General features: G+C 48.4%; 25 protein-coding genes and 1 pseudogene. 11 read left to right on the plus strand and 15 right to left on the minus strand.

Going from position 1 to position 25,971, the window contains the following annotated elements:
- Window positions 1–26: 26 nt before the first annotated feature.
- Window positions 27–1,052, minus strand: a complete 1,026-nt coding sequence (gene dctP / locus EHW58_RS00190; RefSeq protein ID WP_227986255.1) for a TRAP transporter substrate-binding protein DctP — start codon at window positions 1,050–1,052, stop codon at window positions 27–29.
- 590 nt (window positions 1,053–1,642) lie between these two features.
- Between dctP and ppiC the strand changes: the two genes are divergently transcribed.
- The 3 genes from ppiC to EHW58_RS00205 all read left to right on the plus strand — a co-directional run bounded on the left by ppiC (window position 1,643) and on the right by EHW58_RS00205 (window position 6,043).
- A complete protein-coding gene (ppiC, locus tag EHW58_RS00195; protein ID WP_046075958.1) occupies window positions 1,643–1,924 on the plus strand; it encodes a peptidylprolyl isomerase PpiC in 282 nt (93 codons plus the stop codon).
- A gap of 404 nt (window positions 1,925–2,328) precedes the next feature.
- Complete coding sequence (locus EHW58_RS00200; RefSeq protein WP_152793887.1) at window positions 2,329–3,705, plus strand: alpha-amylase family protein; 1,377 nt, start codon at window positions 2,329–2,331, stop codon at window positions 3,703–3,705.
- A 178-nt stretch (window positions 3,706–3,883) separates the two neighbouring features.
- Complete coding sequence (locus EHW58_RS00205; protein ID WP_152793889.1) at window positions 3,884–6,043, plus strand: S9 family peptidase; 2,160 nt, start codon at window positions 3,884–3,886, stop codon at window positions 6,041–6,043.
- Between the two features lie 108 nt (window positions 6,044–6,151).
- Here the strand turns inward: EHW58_RS00205 and EHW58_RS00210 are convergent, their stop codons facing one another.
- Complete coding sequence (locus EHW58_RS00210; RefSeq protein ID WP_077480470.1) at window positions 6,152–6,919, minus strand: siderophore-interacting protein; 768 nt, start codon at window positions 6,917–6,919, stop codon at window positions 6,152–6,154.
- Between the two features lie 166 nt (window positions 6,920–7,085).
- Here EHW58_RS00210 and EHW58_RS00215 point away from each other — a divergent pair, with 166 nt between their 5' ends.
- From EHW58_RS00215 to EHW58_RS00225, 3 genes are all read left to right on the plus strand, one after another.
- On the plus strand, window positions 7,086–7,469 hold the full coding sequence (locus EHW58_RS00215; protein ID WP_152793891.1) for a cytochrome b562: 384 nt from the start codon (window positions 7,086–7,088) through the stop codon (window positions 7,467–7,469).
- 37 nt (window positions 7,470–7,506) lie between these two features.
- Window positions 7,507–8,244 carry a biotin/lipoate A/B protein ligase family protein gene (locus EHW58_RS00220; RefSeq protein WP_370517815.1) on the plus strand — a complete coding sequence of 246 codons (738 nt, stop codon included), beginning with the start codon at window positions 7,507–7,509 and terminating at the stop codon, window positions 8,242–8,244.
- Between the two features lie 65 nt (window positions 8,245–8,309).
- Window positions 8,310–9,041 carry a gamma-glutamyl-gamma-aminobutyrate hydrolase family protein gene (locus tag EHW58_RS00225; protein ID WP_152793896.1) on the plus strand — a complete coding sequence of 244 codons (732 nt, stop codon included), beginning with the start codon at window positions 8,310–8,312 and terminating at the stop codon, window positions 9,039–9,041.
- A gap of 92 nt (window positions 9,042–9,133) precedes the next feature.
- Here the strand turns inward: EHW58_RS00225 and pcp are convergent, their stop codons facing one another.
- From pcp to EHW58_RS00245, 4 genes are all read right to left on the minus strand, one after another.
- Window positions 9,134–9,778 carry a pyroglutamyl-peptidase I gene (gene pcp / locus EHW58_RS00230; protein ID WP_152793898.1) on the minus strand — a complete coding sequence of 215 codons (645 nt, stop codon included), beginning with the start codon at window positions 9,776–9,778 and terminating at the stop codon, window positions 9,134–9,136.
- Window positions 9,779–9,852: 74 nt separating this feature from the next.
- Window positions 9,853–10,992, minus strand: a complete 1,140-nt coding sequence (gene msrB, locus EHW58_RS00235) for a peptide-methionine (R)-S-oxide reductase MsrB (protein WP_152793900.1) — start codon at window positions 10,990–10,992, stop codon at window positions 9,853–9,855.
- A 120-nt stretch (window positions 10,993–11,112) separates the two neighbouring features.
- Complete coding sequence (locus EHW58_RS00240) at window positions 11,113–11,823, minus strand: LrgB family protein (protein WP_152794536.1); 711 nt, start codon at window positions 11,821–11,823, stop codon at window positions 11,113–11,115.
- Window positions 11,824–11,829: 6 nt separating this feature from the next.
- Window positions 11,830–12,261: a CidA/LrgA family protein gene (locus EHW58_RS00245; protein ID WP_152793902.1), complete on the minus strand. Its 432-nt coding sequence runs from the start codon at window positions 12,259–12,261 to the stop codon at window positions 11,830–11,832.
- 415 nt (window positions 12,262–12,676) lie between these two features.
- Here EHW58_RS00245 and EHW58_RS00250 point away from each other — a divergent pair, with 415 nt between their 5' ends.
- From EHW58_RS00250 to EHW58_RS00260, 3 genes are all read left to right on the plus strand, one after another.
- Window positions 12,677–12,940: a helix-turn-helix domain-containing protein gene (locus tag EHW58_RS00250; protein ID WP_051503382.1), complete on the plus strand. Its 264-nt coding sequence runs from the start codon at window positions 12,677–12,679 to the stop codon at window positions 12,938–12,940.
- Window positions 12,941–12,952: 12 nt separating this feature from the next.
- A complete protein-coding gene (locus tag EHW58_RS00255) occupies window positions 12,953–14,200 on the plus strand; it encodes a type II toxin-antitoxin system HipA family toxin (RefSeq protein WP_152793904.1) in 1,248 nt (415 codons plus the stop codon).
- A gap of 98 nt (window positions 14,201–14,298) precedes the next feature.
- Window positions 14,299–15,198 (plus strand): LysR family transcriptional regulator, encoded by a 900-nt coding sequence (locus EHW58_RS00260; protein ID WP_152793906.1) that lies wholly within the window; start codon window positions 14,299–14,301, stop codon window positions 15,196–15,198.
- A gap of 163 nt (window positions 15,199–15,361) precedes the next feature.
- On the opposite strand, the gene EHW58_RS00270 is transcribed toward EHW58_RS00260, so the two are convergent.
- Window positions 15,362–15,733: a RidA family protein gene (locus tag EHW58_RS00270; protein ID WP_370517807.1), complete on the minus strand. Its 372-nt coding sequence runs from the start codon at window positions 15,731–15,733 to the stop codon at window positions 15,362–15,364.
- A 92-nt stretch (window positions 15,734–15,825) separates the two neighbouring features.
- On the opposite strand from EHW58_RS00270, the pseudogene EHW58_RS00275 reads away from it, so the two are divergent.
- Both EHW58_RS00275 and EHW58_RS00280 read left to right on the plus strand, forming a co-directional pair.
- A pseudogene (locus EHW58_RS00275) lies at window positions 15,826–16,214 on the plus strand (IS110 family transposase); the annotation flags it as partial.
- Between the two features lie 225 nt (window positions 16,215–16,439).
- Window positions 16,440–17,033: a hypothetical protein gene (locus tag EHW58_RS00280; protein ID WP_077458418.1), complete on the plus strand. Its 594-nt coding sequence runs from the start codon at window positions 16,440–16,442 to the stop codon at window positions 17,031–17,033.
- 916 nt (window positions 17,034–17,949) lie between these two features.
- Here the strand turns inward: EHW58_RS00280 and EHW58_RS00285 are convergent.
- The 8 genes from EHW58_RS00285 to EHW58_RS00320 all read right to left on the minus strand — a co-directional run bounded on the left by EHW58_RS00285 (window position 17,950) and on the right by EHW58_RS00320 (window position 25,887).
- Entirely contained in the window at window positions 17,950–18,924 is a 975-nt protein-coding gene (locus EHW58_RS00285) for a hypothetical protein (RefSeq protein ID WP_152793908.1), read from the minus strand.
- A 101-nt stretch (window positions 18,925–19,025) separates the two neighbouring features.
- A complete protein-coding gene (locus EHW58_RS15625) occupies window positions 19,026–20,078 on the minus strand; it encodes a PIN domain-containing protein (protein WP_370517816.1) in 1,053 nt (350 codons plus the stop codon).
- A 627-nt stretch (window positions 20,079–20,705) separates the two neighbouring features.
- Window positions 20,706–21,587 (minus strand): metal ABC transporter permease, encoded by an 882-nt coding sequence (locus EHW58_RS00295; protein WP_152793912.1) that lies wholly within the window; start codon window positions 21,585–21,587, stop codon window positions 20,706–20,708.
- A complete protein-coding gene (locus EHW58_RS00300) occupies window positions 21,584–22,429 on the minus strand; it encodes a metal ABC transporter permease (protein WP_152793913.1) in 846 nt (281 codons plus the stop codon). The genes EHW58_RS00295 and EHW58_RS00300 overlap by 4 nt, the downstream gene beginning before the upstream one ends.
- Window positions 22,426–23,307 carry an ATP-binding cassette domain-containing protein gene (locus tag EHW58_RS00305; protein WP_152793914.1) on the minus strand — a complete coding sequence of 294 codons (882 nt, stop codon included), beginning with the start codon at window positions 23,305–23,307 and terminating at the stop codon, window positions 22,426–22,428. Before EHW58_RS00305 ends, EHW58_RS00300 begins: the two co-directional genes overlap by 4 nt.
- Window positions 23,294–24,196 (minus strand): metal ABC transporter substrate-binding protein, encoded by a 903-nt coding sequence (locus EHW58_RS00310; protein WP_152793915.1) that lies wholly within the window; start codon window positions 24,194–24,196, stop codon window positions 23,294–23,296. The genes EHW58_RS00305 and EHW58_RS00310 overlap by 14 nt, the downstream gene beginning before the upstream one ends.
- Window positions 24,197–24,368: 172 nt before the next feature.
- Window positions 24,369–25,076 (minus strand): HAD family phosphatase, encoded by a 708-nt coding sequence (locus EHW58_RS00315; protein WP_194163191.1) that lies wholly within the window; start codon window positions 25,074–25,076, stop codon window positions 24,369–24,371.
- Between the two features lie 37 nt (window positions 25,077–25,113).
- Window positions 25,114–25,887: an ABC transporter substrate-binding protein gene (locus EHW58_RS00320; protein ID WP_077579307.1), complete on the minus strand. Its 774-nt coding sequence runs from the start codon at window positions 25,885–25,887 to the stop codon at window positions 25,114–25,116.
- Window positions 25,888–25,971 lie beyond the last annotated feature (84 nt).

Genomic DNA, 25,971 nt, shown 5'->3' on the forward strand with positions numbered 1-25,971 from the left:
TGACACGGTGCCTGAGTGATTAGCGACTAGTTAGTAACAGCGTCCAAGTCTTTCTTAAACTGGTTAAGAAGTGCTTTACCGCTTTCACCGGTCATTTCGTAGAAGGTTTTCTCTACCTGTGGCGCACGTGCTTTAAACTTCTCAATTTGCTCATCAGTCAAGCGTGTCACAGTGACTTCATCACTCGATGATTTGATTTTCTCGAGCGATTTTTCAGCCAAGCCGCGAATGTGTTCAACCGTTTCGTTAAACGCATAGTCAGCGGCATCGCGGATCATCGCTTGCTCGTCGGATGACAAGCCGTCAAAGAAGTCTTTATTTGCCATTGAGGCGGTGGTAAACCAGCCGTGGTGCGTAAAGATCAGGTTAGGTGACACTTCGTACAAACCGCCTGACTCAATCCAGAAAATCGGGTTTTCTTGACCTTGAATCATATTGGTTTGAAGTGCGCCGTATACTTCACCCCATGGCAATGGCGTTGGCGTCGCACCAAAGGCTTCATACGTTGATGAAAGCAGTGGGTTAGTCATGACGCGAATTTTCTTACCTTGAAGATCGGCAGGCTCAGTCACAGGCTCGTCCGCCGTCATCACCATTTCGCCTTCAGGATACATTTTGAGCAGCTCAAGGCCTTGCTCTTCATACAGCTCGGGGAAGTCTTCATTCACCGCTTTACTCTGACGGAAGAACTCAATCACAGTTTCCATATCCGTCGGCATCAGGTAAGGGATAAAAAAGATTTGTGCTTCTGGGATCAACGAACCGGTAAAGCCAGGTGATTGGTTTACAAACTGAAGGATACCTGCCTGCGTTTGTTCCATGATGTCGTCGGATTCACCGAGTTCACCGAAACGATAAATTTGCAGTGTGTGCTCAGAGTTCTCCTCAATATATTCTTTGAACTTATGTGCATAGACGTCTTGCACGTCACCTTCGTACTCCTCGTGGGCATAACGCCAAGTGTCGGCATTGGCCATGGCTGAGAAGCCTAACGCGGCGGCAACGCATGAAATTGCAGTCAATTGCTTAAGGTGGCTGTAAATGGACATCATGTCCCTCCGATATGTGGATTAGCTTTCACTCGTGGTTAACGAGAGTGTGATTGAGATCGGTTTCTCATCGAGTGAGGTGGCAGCAAGTGCCTGTCTCTCCTATACCCGTAAAAGCATCTGCCGATGTTTCTGAACAAATAGCAGATAATACAGACAGCTTAACCATCAGAGGTGTAAACATTAAAGTCAGATGAATATCAACGTGCCAGCAGTGTGATTTAGATCTCTTTTTGATACTTTTTATGACGATAAACGCGGTACTCCATAACGTGTTCTTTTGCATCAAAATGCGATCAAATCAGCATTTTAAGGGGGGCTGTTGCAATAGCGACGGATAGAAATCAAACGTGATTGAGCATGAGTAAACTCAATAGAGCTGGCATTAAAAAGGCTGGGGTAAGCCGCTTTTTTCTAGTTTATGCTTCCACCTCTAAGTAATATGTGCTTGTTTTTCGCGCTAACCGTCATACTCGCCGACATCATTGCTTAGACTCCCTTCGCGCGCTTCGGCGCTGGTCGACGCACAATTCTTGTTATTCAGTTAAAGAAATCCGGTATACTGAGCGGCTTTAATTTCATGAGGCATCCCGATGGCCAAGAAAGCAGCAGCCCTTCACATACTGGTGAACGATAAGTCGCAAGCAACCTCTTTGCTTGATCAGCTTAAAAAAGGTGCAAACTTCCAAACGCTCGCGAAGAAGTACTCGCAATGCCCCTCGGGTAAGCGAGGCGGGGATTTAGGCGAATTTCGTCGCGGTGACATGGCACCCCCTTTCGATAAAGCCGTATTCAGTGGTGAGTTATTGCGCCCGCTTGGGCCGATAAAAACCAAATTCGGCTGGCACATTATCAAGGTCTTGTATCGCAACTAATCCTATCGCTCACGATCTATGGATAGCATCGGCGCGAGGACGCTGAAACTGTCATAATTGATTGCTTGTTGGCGCAAGCGGATGATGCCCTTTATTGTGCCAAGCATGAAGGGAAAAACACATTTAAAGAGTACACTCCTACACGCCATTCCTTGAGCAAAGCTGGTTACGAACCAGCTTGAAGAGCCAAACCTATTTCGTCCCTCACTGTTTTGGCATCCGTTATACAGGCCAACGAGGGTTTCTTAATCCTCAGCGAAACACTGACTACGCCTTGCTTATCATCCTCATACAAGTGGCCAAAGGAGGAGGGCGGCATGCGTATAGCGCTTATAATTTTGACTTATTGAATAAGCCCCATAACGGCAACACACTCGATGCGCGAACGCGATGAGGAGAAAGACATGAACGGCTTGCAAGATCCCCAATCATCAGGAGCCAACGTTATCTTACATGCTTTTGATTGGAAGTATGCGGATGTTGCCCAACGTGCCGCGGAGATCAGGGCGTTAGGGTATGGCTCGGTGCTCGTATCTCCCCCGATGAAAAGTGCGCAAGACGAACGCTGGTGGCTGAGATATCAACCTCAAGACTATCGTGTGATTGAAAATGCACTCGGTAACACCACGGACTTTAAAGCAATGGTTGAAGCGTTAAACCGTGTTGGTGTGCTTACTTACGTCGATGTGGTCTTCAATCATATGGCCAATGAAGCGCATGTTCGCAGCGACTTAAATTATCCTAGCCAAGCGGTGAGGGCGGCCTATCACGCGCACGAAGACCACTATCGTACACTGACCTTGTTTGGTGATTTATCCGAGCCACTCTTTACTGAGCATGACTTCGTCGACGCATTTGGGATACAAGATTGGAAAGATCGGTGGCAAGTACAAAACGGGCGTATTAGCGGCGGGGCGAGCGATCCGGGATTGCCAACACTGCGTGTATGTGATCATGTGATAGCGCAGCAACGCGCCTATCTTAAGGCGTTAAAAGCCATTGGCGTAAAAGGGTTTCGGATTGATGCGGCTAAGCACATGACACTAGAGCACCTCAAGCGCGTATGGACCGATGACATCACCCATGATGCGCATATTTTTGGAGAAATCATCACCGACGGTGGCGCGAGCAAAGCAGAGTATGAATTGTTTCTTGCTCCCTATTTACAACAGACGTGTTTGGGCGCTTATGATTTTCCGCTTTTCTCAACGCTCTACCATGTTTTTTCCAACCAGGGCAGCCTTAAATCATTGATTGACCCTTATTGCTTCGGGCAAGCCTTATCGAAAGGGCGTGCAATCACTTTTGCCATTACCCATGACATTCCCAACAATGATGTATTCTTGGATTTGGTGATGGACGAAGCGAGCGAGTGGCTTGCTTACGCGTATATCTTGGGGCGTGATGGTGGCGTTCCCCTGATTTATACCGATCTTGATACTAGTGGTATCAAAGGAGTGAACGGCCAACCACGGTGGTTAAATGCGTGGCACGATCCAAAGATGGTGACAATGATTGCCTTTCATAATTTAACCCATGGTGAGCCCATGAGCGTCTTGGAAGCGACCGATGATTGGCTGGTGATTCAACGGGGCGAGGCAGGCATATTGGTGTTAAATAAATCCCTGGAGCCGCAATCACTCTCAGTGACGCTGGAAAATGATTGGCGCGATATGCTATCGGGCGTCACGGTGTCGAGCGGGCAACATATTGATGTCGCCGCCCAATCGGCGATGATGCTCGTACCGGCGATTAACCCCCAGGTGGCTAAAACGCGGTAATTTGCCGTTTAAAGCTAAATACAATGATGTTTGCACCCTGGACACATAAGAATGAGAGTCATTTGACGAACGATAAAAAGAAGATTGTTTATTGGAACTTGCTTGATGCCCTCAGGTCAGTAAAGTAATGCTTGTTTGTTAAATTACTGTTATGGCTAAATAAACCTGAAGGAAAAGTATGTCCCGACACATTTTACTCACCGGAGCACTGGCGGTGTCTTTGCTCTCAGGGTGCAGTTTTCAAGGAGAGTCACACGTGAAAGCTTCCAGCCCAGGCGAACTGAGTGCGCCTGTCGCAAAAAAAATCCCTCATGAAATGACCATTCACGGCGACACGCGCGTGGATAACTACTATTGGATGCGTGATGATGCACGCCAAGATCCTGACGTGATCGCCCATCTTAATCAAGAAAACGCCTATGCCGATCAGGTGCTCGCGCACACTGAGCCAATGCAGGCCAAGCTATTCGATGAAATCAAGGGGCGTATCGTCAAAGACGATGCCTCGGTCCCGGTTAAAAAGGGCAGTTATTTCTATTCCAGTGAAGTGGAAGGCGATAATGAATATCGCACTTACGTGCGTGCGAAAGACTTTGCCGGCACCGACAAAACGGTAATTTTGGATGTCAATGCGCTCGCGAAAGGGCATGAGTTTTACAGCATTGGCCAGCTCAGCGTCAGCCCAAACGAAAACCTATTAGCCTATGGGGAAGATACCCTCAGCCGCCGCGTTTATACTATTCAAGTCAAAGACCTCACCACCGGTGAGTACCTCGATGATAAGATTGAAGGCGCCTCGAGCAGTATTGTGTGGCAGAACGATAACCAAGCCTTCTACTATATCAAAAAAGACCCGCAAACCTTGCTGGGGTATCAGGTGTATCGCCACCGTTTGGGCACCCCGCAATCCGATGATGCGTTAATTTACGAAGAAACGGATACCAGCTACTACACCGGCTTGAGTAAAAGCAAAGACGGTGAGCAGATCTTTATTTGGCACTCCAGCACTGAAACCAGCGGCGTATCGCTCGTGGATGCCAATGATCCGAGTGCTACCGCCGAAGCGTTTTATCCGCGAGAAACTGGCATCGAATATGAAGTGGCAAAGCGTGGTGAGTGGTATTACATCTATACCAACTATCAAGCGGTGAACTTCCGCTTGATGAAGGTACACCAAAGCGAGCGTGACGATCGCAGCCAATGGCAAGATGTAATCGCACCAAACGATAAGGTGCAGTTAGTTGATTTTACGCTATTTGATAACCACTTGGTCTACGAACAGCGCGAAAATGGCTTGCCGCGTACCACGGTGCGTAACCTCACCACTGGGGAGGAATATCAGCTGAGGTTTAACGACTCGGCTTATGCGTCTTACCTGACCGGCAATGCAGAAATGGACAACTCTGCGGTACGTGTGTATTACACCAGCTTGACCACACCGGGCACGTATTATGAGTTTGACTTGGCGTCGGGCGAGCGTGAAATGCTCAAACAAAACCAAGTGCTGGGCGATTTCAACCCGGACAACTACCAATCCGAGCGGTTGATGATCACCGCACGCGATGGCGCGCAAGTGCCTGTGTCTTTGGTGTACCGTAAAGATCGCTTCAAAAAAGATGGCACCAACCCGCTCTATCAATACGGCTATGGCTCCTACGGCGCGACCATGGATCCCATGTTCTCCACCACGCGTTTAAGCCTGTTAGATCGTGGCTTTGTCTTTGCTATTGCTCATATTCGCGGCTCTGAAATGCTGGGACGCCCTTGGTATGACGATGGCAAAAAACTCAACAAAAAGAATACCTTTAACGACTTTATTGATGTGACCAAAGCGCTGACTGCGCAAGGCTATGGCGATAAAGACAAGGTGTTTGCCGTCGGCGGCTCAGCTGGTGGTCTGTTAATGGGGGCAATCATCAACCAAGCGCCAGAGCTTTATTTAGGGGTGGCCGCGCATGTGCCGTTTGTCGATATCGTCACTACCATGTTGGATGAGTCGATTCCACTGACCACCAACGAGTATGACGAGTGGGGCAATCCGAATGACAAAACCTACTATGAATACATGCTCAGCTATTCACCGTACGACAACGTCAGCGCGCAAGATTACCCTAACTTGTTGGTCACCACAGGCCTGCATGACTCACAAGTGCAGTACTTTGAGCCAATGAAATGGGTCGCGAAACTACGTGAGTTCAAAACCGACAACCATACGTTGGTGTTTAAAACCGACATGGAAGCCGGCCACGGCGGCGCATCGGGACGCTTTAAGCGCATTAAAGAAGACGCACTGGAATATGCCTTCTTCTTAGACTTACTCGACAAGCAGGGTAAGTAATCAAAGGGTATCCCTCTGAAACGAGAAAAGCGCCGTTATCGGCGCTTTTTTATACGGGTAGAGACGCGATAAGCACGCTCAATATCGATAAAAACGAGGTGCTCAGGCTCACTGATTGTTCTCAGCATCTTCACGCTTGATCACTTTGTGGCCTTCTTCGGTCACGCCATTTTTCCAATAGCTGCTGATGTAGATAAACTCACGCTCAACATCACGATCGTTACGGAAGTATTGGCGCAGTGCGCGCATGCTTTCAAATTCACAGGCACACCACACGGACACTTGCCCTGCTAACCAAGGCTGTGCTTTTACCGTTTCGGCCAATGTCGGTGTGGTCAGCCAAATAATCTCCATCCCCGCCGGGGCGTCGAGTGGTTGAGCATCCTCTGCGGTATCGAGCTGGATCACTGCATAACCTTTGGCATCGCGAGGCAAGGTTTTGATCTTGGCTGATAGCGCGGGTAATGCAGTCATGTCGGCCGCCATAAAGAACCAATCCGCGTCGCGATTAATCGGCGCAATCGTCCCTGGGCCGGCAATATTAATGGTATCACCTACTTGGGCATTCAGTGCCCAACGCGCGGCAAAGCCACAATCGGCTTGCTCGATTTGATGGCGAACCATATCTACTTCAATTTGCTGCTGGTCAGGCATAAAACGGCGAATGGTGTAGGTGCGCATCACAGGGCGCTCGCCTTCTGCTAATCCGCTCAGATCCGTGCTTCCCGCTTTATCAAACAGAAGCTTGATATAGCCGCCTTCACACTCCGTTGGGAAATCCGCGAAAGCGTCGCTTTGTAAGGTCAAGCGTTGCATATTAGGTGTGACGGTTTGGGTATCAATAACGTGAGTGAGGTGATAGTTCGGCTGTTTCATATTATCTAACTTAAAATCATTATCATTTACAATTAATCATACCATCCAGATTCGGGATGTGTAAGTGCTTTACATTGTTTTACGCTTCTACGCTAGGCAATACTCCGAGAAGTGAGTAAGATAGAGACGCATTATTATTACTAAAAAACAATCACATGGAGCAAAAATGAAGAAAGTCATACTCACGGGCGCGGTGGCGGTCCTGCTGTCGTTGAACGTCTCGGCCTCTGAACTCAAGCCGATCATGAAAGAAATGAAAATGACCTTTAAAGAGGCGGCGAGCGCACAAAGTATCGAAGCCATGCAAGCACCAGTTGCGAAATTAGAAACCCTGATCGCGCAAGCTAAAGCGGGTAGCTATCCACCGGAAAAAGCAGAGACCTTCATGGAAGGGTTCGATAAACTGGCGGTGACGGTAGAGGAAATTGATGCCGCGCTCAGCGAAGGCGACCTCGATAAGGCGCAACAAGGTTTGCGCCAAATTGATGCCTTGCGTGAAGAGTACCACGACAAACGCAACCCAAGCATTTGGCAGCGCTTATTCGGTTAATTGCGCAATCAGTGAACGTGACGATAGCGAGGGCATGATGGCGACTCAAAAAACGATTTTGCGTTATCCCTCGTTGTCGGTGGCGTCTGCATTTGAGAAAGAGCAGGCGCTGATCCAACGAGTAGAGCAGGGCGAACTTAACGAGGCATTACTGCTTTGGCAGCCAGATGCGCAAACCTTGGTACTGCCGGCGGGCCAAAAATGGCCACAAACCCCTGAGTTGCGCCGCGCTCTATCAGCTTTAGGTTGGCAAGTACAGAGCCGCCGAACAGGCGGGGCGCCGGTGCCGCAATTGCCCGGCGTGATCAACGTGTCTTACCTGACGGTGTGGCCGAATAACACCCCTTATCATATCCAAACGGCGTACCAGTATTTTTGCACCATTTTGCAGTCTTTTTTCCATCAGTTAGGCATTACGACCACGATAGGCGACACGCCCGGATCGTATTGTGATGGTGACTACAACCTCAATATTGCCGGCAAAAAAGTGGTGGGAACCGCCCAGCGTATTCTGCATTTAGGCACGGGAGCAGGCTCAGCCAAACAAACCGTAATGCTGGCGCAAGCGTGTTTGCTGATTGATGCGGATTGCCAACATATTGTTGCCCCTGTATCGCTGTGTAATCAGCTTTGTGGTCACCCTGATCGCATTGAGGCTAAGGTGCATACTCCATTAGCCGCGCACCTAGATGAACTGCCGGCAACCGAACAGCTGTTTCAGTTGCTAACTCAAGCGTTTATAGCAAGGCCGCCACTCGTGGTGGGCAAGGCTTGAGGCCGCGGCTCAATATAGTATGCTTTAGCACAATCGTGCGTAAAACAAATCCCAAGGAGAGAGGAATGCGCGTCCATCTTGTTATTCACGAGGCGTTTGAAGGCCCAGGTGCCATTTTAGATTGGTGTGACGAGCGTGCCTATCATGTGACCACCAGTCATTTGTATCGGGGCGAGCCGTTGCCAGAAAGCGCTGAAGGCATTGACCTGCTGGTGGTACTCGGCGGGCCGCAAAGTCCAGATACGCCACAATCTGAATGCCCGCACTTTGATAGCCAGCGCGAGCAAGCGCTGATTAAGCAGTGTATCGAACAAGGCAGTGCGGTATTAGGCATTTGCCTTGGGGCGCAACTGATTGGTGAAGCCTTGGGCGCACCGTATCAAAAAAGTCCTGAGCCCGAGATTGGCTACTTCCCCATCCAGCTAAGCGAAGATGGCCACATCGACGAGCACATTCCGCACTTCGCGCCGCAAGAAATTGTGGGCCATTGGCACAATGATATGCCAGGGCTGACACCAAATAGTCGTGTATTGGCTAGCAGCGAAGGCTGTCCGCGACAGATCGTGAAGTACGGACCACGGGTGTATGGCTTTCAATGCCACCTTGAGTTGACGCCTCTGGCGGTTGAAGGCTTACTGCACGCCGCCTATCCAGAGGGTGAGGCCGCTAACAAGCGCTTTATTCAAGACCCTGCCTCCATTCGCGCCTTTGATACGGCTCCGATGAATGCGCACTTGTTTGCCTTTCTCGATAGCGTGCTGACTGACAACGATCTCGTCACTGAGTGGCTGTTCTAAGCAATTAGGTTAGGAGCACGGTATCCTCAACTGTGCTCCGCTGCTAGGCGTCATTGTTTGAGCTTCATCGTCTGAGCGCCATCTACCGCGCGTTAGTGCAACATTCCTTCACACACGGCGGTGACATCATCATCCAATAAACTCAACTCGATGGCTATCTTCATCGCTGCCACCACATCACTTACCGGCATGCTCGGGGCGCGGTGCTTACACGCTTGTGCTGGGCTGTAAGGAATATGAATAAAGCCGGCGCGTACCTCAGTATGATGAGCCAGCGCATGCATCAAGCCATAAAACACGTGATTACACACAAAGGTGCCCGCGGTGTAAGAAATACTGGCAGGATGATGGGCTTCGTTTAACGCGTTTACTAAACGGTTGAGCGGCAAGGTAGAAAAATAGGCATTGGGCCCAGATGACACCACCGGCGTGCCATGAGGCTGCTTGCCGGCGTTGTCGGGAATGGGCGCGTCCTGATAATTGATCGCTACTTTCTCCAAGCTTAGCTCAGCGCGACCACCGGCTTGGCCAAGGGCGATCACCATCACCGGACTGAGCGATTCCAACGCGCTGTGTAACGTCGATAAGCTGTCGTCAAAGGTGCAGGGCAGCCGCACGGCTTTAACGATGCACTCCTCATTAGGCTGCCAGCCTTCTAATGCTTTTGCCACTTGCCAAGACGGGTTATCGCTCTCGCCGCCGAAGGGTTCAAATCCAGTGATCAATATCGTGTGCATCCAATGCCTCGCGTAAAAAAGCGGTAGAGCTTTACTCTACCGCAGGTTTACAAGCCAATCACGCACTGGTTGCGTTATTCAAACAGATAAAGATAATCCTCATAACCCGCCTCGGCCATTTTATCGACCGGCACAAAGCGCATCGCGGCTGAGTTCATGCAATAGCGCAAGCCTGTGGGGGCGGGGCCATCTTCAAACACATGGCCAAGGTGCGAATCGGCAACCTTGCTACGGACCTCGGTGCGCGTGTAGAACAGGGAGTTATCCGGCTTGGTAATCACATACTGCTCATTGATGGGCTGTGTGAAGCTCGGCCAGCCGGTACCGGATTTGTATTTATGGGTGGAGGAAAACAGCGGCTCACCCGAAACAATATCTACATAAATCCCAGCTTGCTTGTTGTCCCAATACGGGTTGCGGAACGCGGGTTCGGTACCGTCTTTTTGCGTGACTTCGTACTCGATGTCTGACAACATCGCGCGAATTTTTTCATCCGAGGGGCGCGAGTAGCGGGTGTTCGTTGCTGTCATCTCTTCCGCTTTTTGCGCATCAATCATTTCTCGCAAGGTGACCGGATTGTCTTTGCGATCGTCACCAAAAATCTCGTCCAGATACTGGTCGCGCCCTGAGGCATAGCGGTAGTAGCTGTAACGCACACTGTGGTTTTTGTAGTAATCCTGATGATAGCTTTCTGCTGGCCAGAATTTCTCGAACGGGATCAGCTCGGTTTTCAGCGGCTGTTTGAACACGCCTAACGCTTCAATTTCCGCCATAAAATCGGCAGCAATTTGTTTTTGTGTTTCAGAGCGATAAAAGATCGCGGGACGATATTGCGGGCCACGGTCTACGAACGAGCCTTGGTCATCGGTGGGGTCGATATGACGGAAAAACTGATCGAGCACCTGTTCGTAATCCACGACTTTTGGATCATAGGTGACATCAATCACCTCAATGTGGCCACTGGTGCCGGACGAAACCTCTTTATAGGTGGGATTTTCAAGCTCACCGGCCGAGTAGCCAGATACCACATCAATCACGCCGTCGAGTTTTTCAAGATCAGCTTCCGTACACCAAAAGCAGCCGCCGGCAAGAGTCGCCTTTTGGTAGCCTTGTGACGTGGTGGCAGTGTCTTTCACCGCCGCATAACTTGCTATCGATAGCAAACTGAACGCTGTAAACGCGATAACGCGCCACATTGACTTGTGCTGTTTCATGATCGCCTCGTTATTGGGGTTGGTGAGGATAAAGACCTGCGCGACAAGCAGAAACTTTCATCCTCTCCCACTTTTCTGTTGTTACAGATAACGTAGCGCAGAAACACCCTTAGCGATCACCTACCAAAGCAGCTGACCCAACACAGGCGCAAGCAACACAGTGACCATGCCCGCAATCATCATTACCACACTCGACACTACCCCTTCGGCATGGCCGATCTGATAGGCTTTAGCGGTGCCCGCTCCGTGTGCTGATGCGCCCAAACTTGCGCCGCGTCCTAAGCGCGAGCGAATCGCAATCACGGTCAAAATACTTTCACCAATCGCCATGCCAATCACCCCAGTGAGAACCACAAACAGGGCGGTGAGATCGCTTTGCCCGCCAATCGCTTTGGTAGCTTCTACAGCAAACGGTGTGGTGATTGAGCGCATCGCCAAACTGCGTTGTAGCAGTTCAGACAGCTCAAACACCCGCGCTAGCACCACAGTACTGGTAATGGCGACCAGCACAGACACTGTGACGCCTATCGATAGCGACAACCAATGGCGGCGGATGAGTACGCGGTTATCATACACGGGGATCGCAAACGCCACAGTCGCTGGGCCCAGCAGCCACAGCAGCCAGTACGATTGCGCCATGTAGTCTTGATACGGGATATTAAACCCAACCACCACCGCGACAATCAGCAAGGGCGCGAGCAACAATGGCATTACCAGAATGGAGGGATGACGGCGATACAGCCATTTGCTCATGTAATAAAAGCCAAGGGTCATTAAAAAGCAGGTAACGCTTAATAACGAGGCGTGAAGCCAAGCAGGTAAAGCAGACATCATGGCTTAGCACTCCGGTTTTAGATCAGGATGATGCGTGTGATGATGATTACTGCGGCGGCGCGCCATTTTAACCTCAAAACGATACACTTTATCGACCACCCAAGCGGTTGACGCAATCACCATCGCGGTACTTAAAATCAGTACAACCATGATCTTACCGCCTTCTTGCAGCAATAAATCTTGGTAATTGACCACCGCCACTACCGCCGGCACAAAAAACAGCAACATCTCGGCTAACAGCCACGCTGCCCCGCGACGTAACCAATCGGCACTGACAATTTTCAACATTAATGCACCTAACAACAGCAACATACCGGTGAGGTTGGCCGGTAGTGGAATAGCAAAGGTTGTGACCAACCAATCAGACAAAAACCAAATGCCTGCTAAGACAAAGACTTGCAGTAAGGTAAGTAAGGCGTTTTTAATCAATTGCATCGAAGGCGTGCCAAGAATCTGTGAGATGGCTCATAGTTTACGTCTTGGCAGAGAGTGAATAAAGTGACTTTTTTTTATTTAAACTATGCCAAAATGGCATGATTTGTTGAGCAATAAAGCTGCGTTAGCGACGACCTAGTCCCGTGAGGAATCAGTTTTTCGTCATACATGCCTGGCACTAAAAGTGAAACTATGTTTTCATATATATCCTTAAAGATAATTTATAGTTTCATTTTTATGGGCAGTCCGTCATGTTGTCTTTGACAAATCGAGTCTTAGCAGATTGTCTTTGATTTCTTTTTAATGTGAAACTATATTTTTACATATTGAGTTTTTATCGAGTTCTAGTTTCATTATGATGAAGTATGATAAGGAAGCGCCACCCAAACGCGGTGCCACTGTGTTCCCGCGGCAGATGAAAATATTGCATCAATTGGGTGAAAACATCTTATTGGCGATGAAACGTCGAGGGATCAGTCAAGATAGAATGCATCAGCGCACAGGGATTTCGAAACCAACGCTACGAAAAATCACAAAAGGCGATCCGACAGTGTCGTTAGGCCATTATGTTAATGTGCTCGCCGTACTAGGTTTGTTAGACGATCTAGGTAAAGTCGCGCTCGATGATGAACTTGGTAGGAAACTGCAAGATATCGAGTTGTTGAAAACGAGACGATAGGGCATCAAACGAATGGAAATCTTTGTCTACGCTGATTGGATTGAAACTGAGCCGCCCTTGTTTATTGGGACACTGAGAGCATCGCGAATCCGTGGTAAAGAGCATTTCAGCTTTTGCTATGACAAGACCTGGCTTAAATCTAAGTATGCTTCTCAAATCGACCCTTGCCTTCATTTATATAGTGGCGAGCAGCACGCTGAAGATGACAAAAACTTCAAGATATTCTTGGATTCTTGCCCTGATCGATGGGGGCGCTTGCTGATGCAACGTCGAGAGGCTGTTATAGCCCGCATTGAGGGACGTAGAGCGAACACATTGTACGAAACCGACTATCTCCTCGGTGTTCATGACTCTTTTAGAATGGGCGCTTTAAGGTTTTGCACCGAGCATGGTGGCAGTTTTCTTGACGACAATGACGATCTGGCGGCTCCGGCTATGACTTCACTCGCGGAGCTAGAATGTGCAGCGCAAGGCATCGAGGACAAACCCGACTTTGATAATCCTGACTACCTCAAATGGTTGAATATGCTTATCTCACCAGGGTCATCGTTGGGCGGAGCTAGGCCGAAAGCTTCTGTAAGAGATGTCGATGGTACTTTATGGCTGGCAAAGTTTCCAAGTCGGTATGACGATTATGATATTGGCCTGTGGGAATACTTGGTTTACCAAATGGCCTTGGACTCTGGGATCAATATGGCTGAATGTAAAGTGCAGGCCATTGGTTCAGACCACCATATTTTCCTGACTAAGCGATTTGATCGTACCGATGACGGCAGGAGACTGCAATTTACGTCAGCAATGACACAGCTTGAATATTTCGATGGCAATGATGATGGAGCGAGCTACTTAGAGTTAGCGGAATTTCTTATCCAGAATGGTTCTAATACGCGGGCGGACTTGGCACAGCTTTGGAGACGTATGCTGTTTAATATCATGGTTGCCAATAGTGACGATCACCTACGTAATCATGGCTTTATTTTTGACATGACAGGTTGGCGACTGTCACCCGCCTACGACATCAATTCAACACAACATGCCCACGGTCTGCACTTAAATATTGACGACAAAGATAATGCTTTAGATATTGACCTAGCGTTTGAGGTGGCGGAGTACTTTCAACTTGATGTGAAAACAGCTGACAAAATTTATCGTCAAGTCGCCCAGGCCGTGTCTAAATGGGAGCGCTTGGCAAAAGGAGCAGGTATCAAACGCGGTGAGCGAGACTTAATGAGAGACTGCTTCATGCTACCGAAAGTGTAACCTAGTGACGCATGGTAAGAAGTGCCAGTTTCTCTGCTTTTTTCGCCATCAACTATGCCAAAATGGCATGGTTAACGATTAGCTTTTAAGGGCCGTTTATGGATATTCGTGCGTTGCGCTATTTTATTGCCTTGGTGGAAAAGCAGAGCTTTACTGCCGCATCGGCGTCGTTGCATGTGACGCAACCGACAATCAGCAAAATGGTGCGTAACCTTGAGCAAGATGTAGGTCAGCCGTTGTTGCACCGAGAGGGAAGGCGGTTTTGGTTAACCGATGCTGGTGAAGTGGTGTATCAGCGTGCGCAGAGCATTATTGCTGAGTTCGAGCAGCTAAATTCCGAGCTCGACGATCTCAACCAACTGGCGCGCGGCCAGCTTAGATTGGGGATGCCACCGATGATAGGGCCGCTGTACGCCAACGTGTTGCGTGAGTACCGCCAACGATATCCGAACGTGGCGCTCAGTATTGTTGAATACGGGGGGCGGCGTACCGAACAAGCATTGATCAATGGCGAGATTGATGTGGCAATCACCATGCTCACCGACACCCAGCCTGAGTGCTTGCAAAGCTTACCCTTACAAACTCACCCCATTTATGCAGTGCTACCTAACCAAGCCGCGTGGCGTGCGCAAAAAAGCCTGACATGGCAGGCAGTCAAAGACGAGCCGTTTTATCTGTATAGCGCTGAATTTACCTTAAGTGATCGAATTATCGCCCGCTGTGAAGAGCACGGTTATCAGCCCACCATTGCCGCGCGTAGCAGTCAGTGGGACTTTTTAGCCGCTTTAGTGAAAAGTGGGGCAGGGGTAGCGTTTTTACCCGCGCCCCTATGCCAGCGCCTCAGCGCCAGCTTGGAAGACAGTGAGTTATTGCTAGTGAAACCAATAAGCCCGGCGATTGAATGGCAACTCGGCTTAGTCTGGCACGGCGAGCGTTATGTCTCACGCACCGCCGAGGCTTGGATGCAGTTGTGTCAGTCGACAGAGGTGCATCGATAGACTTACCATAGACAAGCATTTTGGGAGTATGCTCCAAATAGAACTTTCTCCCTTGCCCAGTTTTCGCGAGCGTGGTTTCCGCCGTATCATGAGGTAATGTTGAAATGTACCTTGCAGAGTAAGTTGAGCCAGAGTAAGAATGAAACAATGAATCCGCGAGTACTTACAGCGCTACGACGGCCTCAATTTCTATCTGCAAGTCCGCATGAATTAGCTTGGATACTTCTACCAGTGAGCATGCTGGTAAATTGTCGTCATAGAAATTAAAAAGTAACTCTCGGATGCTGCCTAACATTGACATATCACGAACAAAAATTGTTAGTTTCACCAGATCGCTTTTTAAGCGTTTCTCTAGCCTAAGTACTTCTGAGATTTGCTCCAGAATCTCTTTAGTTTGCTCTGTCAGACCAAAGGATTGAGCTTCAGTTCCATAGGCTGTAAGCCCTGATATATAAAGCGTTTTATTGTGCTTTGTTGCATGGACGTAAGGCCCTGCGATTTGAGGTAAGCTTTCGTAACTAATCCGTTCAACCACTTGATTTCTCCCTAAAACATAACGAATGACGTAGATCCCCCCTCTTGAAGCTCTACCACACTTAGGAGCGACCTTTAATAACGGAGGTAACCATGTCCACTCAATTATTTTGTGGCGTTTATCTCGCCAAGCACTACTTTTCTCTTCACGCGGTGGATGACCACGGAAAGTCATTCTCCATAAATCTGTTTCACGCACCAAATGACTGGTTACATTAGCAAATATGCCTACGATGTACATAGGTATTGAGTCCTGTAGTGGTGCACATTATTGGGCTAGAGAATTCAACAAGCTCGGCCACAATAACCGTATCATGGCCGCAAAGTAAATCGGTTCTTATCGCACAAAAGGGAAAAATGACCTGAACGATGCCGTTGCCATTTGTGACGCTGTTCAGCGTTCAAACAGCCGGTTCATTCCTGTTAAATCACCCGAACGCCAAGCGATTCTCGCGATTTATCGTGTACGAGAACATTGGCTGCCGGCGCAGCCAAAAAAATGCTATTGCCTATTGACCGGAGAAAGCCTTATATGCTTTAGCCATAAACGCCACATGTAGTGCCAGTGTCAAAGTAAAAACACAATATATAGATATTTCACATTTTCAGATGAAACCAAATGAAATATCCATAAATATAATAATGTTATATTGCAACACATAGCCTAAATGATAATGTAGCATCAAGCCAATAACTGAGGAGTTTGAATGCCTACATTAAGTGTTTCCGATTTTTCTTTGATTGTTGTAACTTCAGGAAAACCAAAGCAGACAAGGGTAAGAAACATCGCTAAACGCGAACCTTACGCAGCTTTTCGCGACTACTATGGTCCGTTACGAAACTCGATTAAACGTCTTTTCATTGCAAAACGACACATTTCTCACCTCTACACGATTTGCAACCGCCAGGAAGGAAGTAAAAAGCGGAATTATGAAATGATTGTCAATACTTTTAAAGATTGGCAATCTGGTAAAAATATTCAGGCTTTTGATCCACCGAGAGAGCACTATAACTTTTCACAAACGAGCATCACTTGTAACCCTGAACTACATGTAGTCTTAGACGGGCAGCCACGCCTAGTTAAACTCCATTTTAGTAATAGTGACAAAATGACTCAGGAAAGAGCGAACATTATCTGTGCTTTGATGGAGGATTCAATTAATGACAGTGGCTTTGAATATTCAGTTTTAGACTTAACCTCAGGAAAAGAGTACTTCTTCAATGGTAACTACGAAAAAATCTATGACAGAATAAATAACGAAATCAAAGAGCTCGAGATATTCTGGTTGGAACTCGCTTAAAAAGTATGGCAGGGATGCCCATTTTTTTGAAAAACGCCCGAAGCACCGGCGCGCGCTAGCGCGTCCAGTCCGAAGGGCGATCCTGCCTTTGCTTGTTGTGTGAGGACAGGTGATCACTCACCCTTATCTTTTTTATTCTTTTGATTTTCAGGCTGAAAGTCAGCCCACCAACCAATATGTTTACAATCAGCACAAATTAGATCTTGTGTGTCTTACCCCATGATTTTTTCTTTGTGTGGTGTTTTGGTAGAACCACACTCTGGGCAAACAGATCCAGCTCGCTTCATAGTAATTTCCTTCCTAAGTTTTTCAGGTTTATTTCACATAACGCAAAGAACAGTTGCAAAATATTTGGCACTATTTGATCGGAGCAAAACTCGAGACATTTACTTTTTCAAGTTCAACGTTCTATAACGGCTCCTTGTTTGGACACCCAACCTTCTCAGTCACGACGAGGGAGGTTCCGCTGGAGATTGTTCCATTAACTCGTTCCCACGCTCCTGCGTGGGAATGTATATGGATTTTGAATCATGGGCACGATTCGCCAAAAGATCACCGAACTGCACTTGATCTCTGTTCTAACACTCGCGGACAGCGTCAATATCTTTAGCGAACAATCCGGTTCAATACTCTAGACGGCGTGATTTTACTCAGGTTATGGAACATTCAGTGTCTGAATGATAACTAGATATGCATTCCCACGCGGGAGCGTGGGAACGAGAAAATGGCCCTGTCACATGATTGGCAGGCAGCGGTGAGACCGCGGTAAGAGATCTTCTATATGTGTTTGCCGTAAGCAATGACTTAATGGCGGAAATGACAGAACGAAGTAGACGACTTTGTTGTTCGAGAGCATTGGCTGCTGTCGCAGCCAAAAAATGCTATTGCCTATTGACCGGAGAAGGGCTCATATGTGTTATAAGCGACCCAACATTCGCTCGATCTGATTTTTTCTAATTTTGTAGTTTGTACCTTTCGATATCTCAGACTTTGTCATTGTTGAGTTTGGTCCAATTAATACAGAATCAACGACACTTGAAAACGGGATAGTCACATAACTTGAATGTTCTGTAAGCGTAAAACCTAATTTCTTATGTAATTCTTGCTTTCGTTTACTGTATTCACTAAAGAAAGCGTCTGCCAATGCATCAGAGTCTTTCGTAGTAAACAAGCCCCACCGTGCTAACTGACTGCAAAAAAATAAGAACAGCGAAAAGTTGTCAGAAACTACGAAACGAAACTCTTTTTCTTTTTCGTACGGTTTTGGAGATTTGATAAAGTTTCTCCAGTACTCCAAGAAGAAAAACCAGATTGTAGTCGCCATATTATTTAACTTAGGATTAGCTGCCTGTATTGCAGGAAGTAACATCTCCAAAAACGAATTTAACCAAGCATCGTCGTATGATATGTAGCAGCACTTCAGATAATCTGGGAGTAATTCAAAGTCTTCAAGAGTCTCTTCTAAGTAGGCTATATATTTGGCTGTCGAGATACGAAGACATATCCCTTTGCCTGCGTTACCATAATTTTCCCATAAGTACTCATTACGACTTGTCGTAGTGTTAGATTGGATGAAAACGTGATCATTGGACAATGCAGAATTGACTACATTTGCAAAGTCGTGCTTTTCAAGAGTCTCATTATTCGTGATACAACCACTAATTCTGCTTTCGATATCTAACTTAACTTTCCGTTCTAATTGATCTTCAAAATTACTAATAGTGAACATACGAATTGTATCGGACTCGACCATGGAGTAAAAACTCTCAACCGACGTGTAATGATAGATATAATCGGGAAGCTCGATATTGAATCGATTATCAACGCCTTTTAGAAAACCAAAGAATAGGTTCCTAGCGCCGTTGAGTTGATCTTGCATTTCTTGATTCATACTTCCTCTGCTTATTTAACCACTTAAGCTTATAACGCCGCGCTCTGCGGAAATTTAAGAGCGCCAGCGAATAAATTTTCCGTAGTAGCGCCTTGTTATGCCTATTGTTCTTCATGCCACCAATCTGGCTCGATATCACCAAAATCTACATCACTGGGAGACGATAAAAGCTCGAAATCCACCAATTCAACATACTCGATTCCTTCGTCAAAATCACCCTCAAAGGTAAGTAAGACTTCAGCCTCAAATTCCATCTCCGTACTTGCCGATGAACTACCAATGGACACGTAATCCTTATCGATTGAATCATGTACCGACAGCGAGAATGATGTAGAAGCCTCAGCAGATACAACAATCTTCGCTTCAACTATGAGGGTGTTGTTTTGCCCTTGAACTGGTTGTAATACCGCACTTCCTGACTCGTCACACACGAAATCGAAACTGTCGAACACAACCTCAACATAATCTGGTTCATAGAAAAATTGTGACGAGGCCTCAGGATATAGTTCTATTTCCGCTACTTGCTCAGACAAGTATTGTTGGATTGACTCGTACAATTCTTCCGGCTTTTCAGTAGGTAATAACTTGGCGATGTCAGTGCAGTAGTCGATAGCAGATGAATGAGGCTGAAACTTAGATATTGCCTCTGCTAGATCTTCTACTAAATCGATGTGATCTGATTCTTCTGCGAACCTTTTCCAGTCTCCATCTCTGGCAACGGCAAGCACCTTCGTGTTGTTTTCTTTCGCCCATGACTCAATGGACATCAAAGCTATCGCATCAGGAAACTCACTTTTCTTTTTTCCTGAATCTTCAAATGGTGGCTCTGCTTGAAAATATTTTTTTATTATTTCATCTAACTCAACTCGGCCTGTTGCTGGAATAATTTCAGCGCCAGTATTCTTAACAAAGTCCTCAAGTCGTTTCTTTGCAACTTCGCCATCCTCAATTTCAGGAACTAAAGCATCAGAAGCAATCTTTGCGCTTTCATCAACGACGGACAGGTGCGCCTTGCTTTCACGTATAGCCTTTACTACTGAAGCCCTGGCCTCTTTAGCCTTTTTTTTGAGATGAGCATGGACTTCTCTAACAACGATCTCGGATAGAATCAGATGAGAAGGTTTCCCATTGAACTGTTCTAAAGTTTTCAGAATTCCAGATTAAAGCTTGAGTCCTTTCTCGTCGAAAATCGATGTATCTACAGATATTGCGCCATAATCCATTTTTACTTTTCTCTACTTCGATAACCTAACTGAGGGGTGACATAACATTGCATTAGTGCGCATGCGCGATTTCCCAAAACCGTTACACGCACTCTTATTCACCTAACCAACTGAAATAAATAGTATTTATCGCCTATCATGCCTATCTCTTTTTCCGAGAAAGTGTGCCCGCCGCCTATCTCTGCTCAGGTGTTCACACTATCCCCAAGCGTTCAGCTGTCACCGCATGACTCATCGACGCTCTTAATCATCCATTCTGGGATAATGTGCATCTGTCACGGATAAACGCGCACGTTTTGCCATGCTACCGCCGATCAGTTGTCGGCACCTAACACGCCATTGAGTTGGCAGATTTGAGATTAGTCTATCAAGGGCTGTTTGGATTTTCGTTCGCTATTGTCCAAAGTGTTAGATAAACCATGTTTTGTGAGGTGGGTGCAAGAAGTTGGTTAGAACACAAGGGACGAGTCGGGTTGGTGTGGCGGTGTGCGCGATTGGAGCGAGGGCTCTTCTCGCGCACTGCTGAGGTTGGGATGCCGCTGTGTCCGTCGGTGCCGATCAGTGCGATTGCGCTGAATGTGTGGTGGCAGAGCGCGTTGCTTTTGTTGCTTGCTGCGTCGGCTGCGGGCGTTGTTGGTTGCGGTGGATTTGATATTGCTGCCAAGCGAAGGTCACCACAAAACAGCCAGTGAGGAGCAATACAATGGTCGGGCCGGGTGCGCTGTCGAGGTAAAACGACAGAGTCACGCCGCCCACGGCGGTGACTAAAGCGATGGCACAGGCAATCCATAACATGCGGCTAAATTGTTTGCTGAGCATAAAGGCGGTGACGCCCGGTGCAATCAACATCGCCACCACTAAGATGATCCCCACGGCATGTAAGCCTGCAACAATGGTAGCAATCATCACCGAGAGCAGTAGCCAGTGAAGCTTTTGTACCGGGAGCCCAAGCACGCTGGCTTGCGCGGGGTCGAACGATAGCAGCATTAAATCTCGCCCTTTAAGCAGCACGAGCGCGAGCACGACCAAGCCGGTGATGGCGGCGGTGAGCAGCTGTTGGTGGTTAATCCCCAACAGGTTGCCAAATAGAATATGATCAAGGTGCAAATCAGACGGGAACTGGCCTTGCAAAATCAGCCCCAGCGCGAAAAAGCCAGAAAACACAATCCCCAGCAAGGTGTCTTCTTTCACACGGCTATTTTGTTTGAGCCAATGCACACTGGTGGCGCATGCGGAGCCGGCGGCAAAGGCGCCAAAAATCAGCGGCAGGCCAAATAAGTTTGCCAACACCAATCCCGGCAGCACTGCGTGAGCTACCGCATCGCCAATTAACGACCAGCCTTTTAATACTAAATAGCAAGAAAGCAGCGCGCAGGGCAGTGCCACCAGAATCGCCATGAGCAGTGCATCTTGCATAAAGGTCAGTTGATACGGATTCATTGCAGTGCCTCCTGACGTTTGGCGCGCCGCGCGAGTAAACCGTGTTTAGGGCCAAACACAAAGGCGGCTAAGAAGAGTCCCACTTGGGCCAGCACAATCAGTGCGCCGGCGTTAAGGTTGGCGAAATAGCTGATGTACACCCCAAATAGTGAGGTGAGTGTGCCGATGACACCGCTCAGCACCAACACGGGCCCAAAGCGATCACTCAATAAATAGGCGGTGGCGCCGGGGGCGATCACCAAGCAAATCACCAAAAAGGCACCGACACTTTTAAGTGCCGCCATGGTGCAAGCGCTGAGCAGCGCAAAAAACAGCACTTTAAGTCCCACCACGGGTAAGCCAATGCAGCGGGCGTGGCTTTCATCGAAAAAGGTCAGCATAAAATCACGCCATTTCACCGCCAGTACGCTGAGGCTCACCAAGGCAATGATCAGCATTTGCACCGCATCGAGCGGGGCAATGGCGAGCAAGTTGCCCAGCATAATTTGTTGAATATCGACCGCAACGGGCGAAATCGAGACCAGAAAGAGGCCAAAGGCGAAAAAGCTCGAGAAAATTAAACCGATGATCGCATCTTGTTTGATGTGACTGCGTTGATGCAAAAACAGCATCACACTCGCGGCCATGCCGCCGGCAACAAAGGCGCCGAGCGAAAAGGGCAAGCCCAGCATATAAGCGCCGGCAACGCCCGGTACAATCGCATGAGAGAGGGCATCGCCCATTAGCGACCAGCCTTTGAGCATCAAAAAGGCCGAGAGCAAGCCGCACACGCCGCCAATCAAGGTGGTGACCAGCAATGCTTTTTGCATGTATTGATAGGCGAGGGGGTCGAGTAAGCTCATTCGCGCCGCTCCTGCGCGCTTTGTTCGCGCTTGCCATACACCACCAAGGGCCGCTCGTCGTCGGAAATCACCGATAGCTCGCGCGGATCGGCGTCTTGGTGGAGCTGATCGCTGGGCATCACATACTGGCGCAGTTTGCCGCCAAAAATGGCACTGAGGTTCTCGGTAGTAAACACATGTTCGGTGCGTCCGCCTGCCACCACCGCGCGATTGACCAACACGGTGCGATCGCAAAAGTCGGGCACGGTGCCAAGGTTATGGGTGGCGATTAAAATGGTTTTGCCTTCGTCTTTGAGCTCGAGCAGCAAACGCATAATTGACTCTTCACTGGTGACATCTACGCCAGTAAAAGGCTCATCCAGTAAAATCAGCGGGCTGTGCTGAGCCAGCGCGCGGGCGAGAAAAACACGTTTTTTCTGTCCGCCGGACAGTTCGCCAATTTGGCGCTGGCGAAATGCACTCATATCAACCCGGGCCAAGGCCTCATCCACCGCTTGATGATCCGCCGCTTTGGGACGACGCATAAACGACATTTTGCCGTAGCGGCCCATCATCACCACGTCTTCCACTAACACTGGGAACGACCAATCAATCTCTTCCGATTGAGGCACATAAGCGACCAAGCCTGCTTTTTGTGCTTGCTTAATCGGGGTGCCGTTGACTGCAATGCTGCCACTGCCGGGGTTCACAAACCCCATGATCGCTTTAAACAAGGTGGATTTGCCGCTGCCATTCGCACCGACTAAGGCAGTGATGGTTTGCGCGGGTAGCGAGAAGCTGGCGTGCTCAAGGGCACATAAGCCGTTTCGATACACAACACGCACCTCGTTGACATCTAACACACTGGGCGTGCCGTCGGTTAAATCATAGTGCGTCATGGCGTAACCCCGCTAACACGGTTTCTGTGGTCACTGTCAGTAAGGATAGATAGTCAGGCACGGGTCCGTCAGCTTGACTGAGCGAATCGACATATAAAATGCCGCCATAGTGTGCGTCGGTTTCTGCGGCGACTTGTTTGGCGGGCGCATCAGACACGGTGCTTTCGGAGAAGACAGCACGCACTTGGTGTTCTCGCACGGTATCAATCAGCGCACGCACTTGTTGGGGGGTGCCCTGACGCTCAGCGTTAATCGGCCATAAGTAGGCTTCGTTGAGGTTTAAATCACGCGCGAGATAAGAAAACGCGCCTTCGCTGCTTACTAGCCAACGCCGGGCGTCGGGGACAGCGGATAGGGCATCTTGCGCACGCGCGAACACGGCTTGAATTTGTGCCTTGTAGGCTTTGGCATTGGCTTGATAATGAGCTTGATTGGCAGGGTCGTATTTAATCAGGGCTTGCTCGATATTATCAACGTATTGCATCGCATCAGAGGGCGACATCCACGCGTGCGGATTGGGTTTGCCGCGATACGGGCCCGAGGCAATCACAATCGGCTCCACTTCGTCCGATAAGATCACATTCGGCACCTCATCAATGTGCTGGAAAAAGCGTTCGAACCAACGCTCTAGGCCTAATCCGTTCCACATCACCACATCCGCACCTTGCGCACGTAGAATATCCCCCGGGGTGGGTTGGTAGTTGTGGATCTCAGCACCGGGTTTAGTAAGTGACACCACCTCGGCATGCTCACCCGCTACGTTAGCGGCCATATCAGCGAGAATGGTAAAGCTGGTCACCACTTTTAACTTGTCCGCGTGTTTTAATTGGTCGGCGTGCGCCAGTGGAGAGAGCAAGAGCGCGACGATAATGATGATGTTCTTCTTCATAAGCCTTTATCTCTTTAACGATGCGTGTGACTACGGCGCGGTGCCGCCAGCCGATCATAAGTTAAAGATAACGGTTATGATAATCATTCTCAAGTAAGTATTGTTAAAAAGGACGCCGATAGCGCCCGTGAGAGATTGCATCTGTGTATTTGCACGTAAGGTGCATGACAGATTAATCGCGAATGGTATCGTGTCTCGCCCACTCCATGATGGTCCAATCTTTCTTTTGTGCGTGCAGACTTAGGTGTGGATCGGGGTTTACTGCAAACGCATTATCAACTTGTTCGAGAAGCGGCACATCCCAGTGCGAGTCACTGTAGCCGTAGGTGTGGCCTACGGTGTCGTGGCGGTCAGAGAGCCATGCCTGCATATAGTCATGTTTGCCACGAAAATCACGCACACAATGAGAAATGGAGCCGGTATACACCCCGTTTATGGTTTCGAGCTCAATCGCAATCACGGTATCGAGTTTGAGCAGTTCGCCAATCGGCCTTGCCAAGTGTGCTGCGGTATTAGACACCAGCACGCAGTGGTCACCACGGTTACGGTGCCATTCAATGCGCTCTAATGCTTGTGGCACCACGACCGGCGCGATCTGTCTATCGATAAAATCAGTGACCCAGCGCTCGACAGTTTGGGTCGATTGCCCTTTCACTGGTGTGAGCTGAACATGCATATATTGCTCAAGGTTAATTCGCGCTTTTTTGAAATCGAGATACGCCTGTTTTTCCTGATCGACCAAGTTTTGTGTGGCGAGATCGCGTTGACAAAGATACTCAAGCCACGCTTGCTTGGTGTCAGTGGCAATAAGGGTTTCGTCGAGATCAAAAAATGCGATGTTGATAGGTGCCGTCATAGCTAATTGCTGATTGTTTTTCATGCCGTCCATCCTAGACAACAACTATGACGATTGGGTTTCAGTTTGCAGTGGTATCGTCTGGTAAGAGCAGCCCGTATTTTTGCTTCAAATCGTCAAAGGTGCCATTTTGTTTGATTATTTCCAACCCGCGGTTAAAGGCTTGAATGTATTCTTGCGCTTTAGGGTTGGCTTTGCCGGCGGTGACATGGATGTGCTGTTTGATCATCGGGGTGGGAGAAAAGTGAAAATCATCAGTATCTAGGTTTAAAGGTTCGAGCTCTTGTTGCATGACAAAGCGATTGCCCACCGCCATATCAACGCGACCGGCGGCGAGCATTTGTAAGCTAGACATCAGTGAGGTGGTTTCCACTCGCTGAAAATATTCTGCGTCTAAAAACCATTGATCATAGCCGTAGTCACGTACGCTGGCGATACGTTTTCCCTTGAGGCTTTTAGGGCCGTTATAATCAAAAATTGTATCTTTTCGCATCATAATATCGATATTGGTTGCGAAATAGGGATCACTGTAAACGAGATATTCACTGCGTGCGTCGGTGTACCAGGTGGTGGTAATTAAGTCGATGCGTGCGTTTCTGACTTCGTGTAAGCCGCGCGCCCAAGGGAAGAGTAGAAATTCGATATCGTAGCCTTGCGTATGGAGTGCCGCGGTGACAACTTCAACAGAAAAGCCGGGTCTTGCATTATCGCGGGTGACGTAAGGTGGCCAGGCGTCGTTCACTGCGGTAATGATTTTCATCTTGCCATACGCAGAGAGAGTGAAGATACAGAGAGCAAAAACGAGGAAAAAACGCTTAAAAGAGGTGGGCCTCATAGCCAGTCATCCTTATCGAACAATGGATATCATCGCCAGACCAAGGCGTCGCTTTTCATGAGTATAGTGAATGTTTTAGTGGTC

The organism is Salinivibrio sp. VYel1 (assembly GCF_009377945.1).
GTDB classification, from domain to species: domain Bacteria; phylum Pseudomonadota; class Gammaproteobacteria; order Enterobacterales; family Vibrionaceae; genus Salinivibrio; species Salinivibrio siamensis.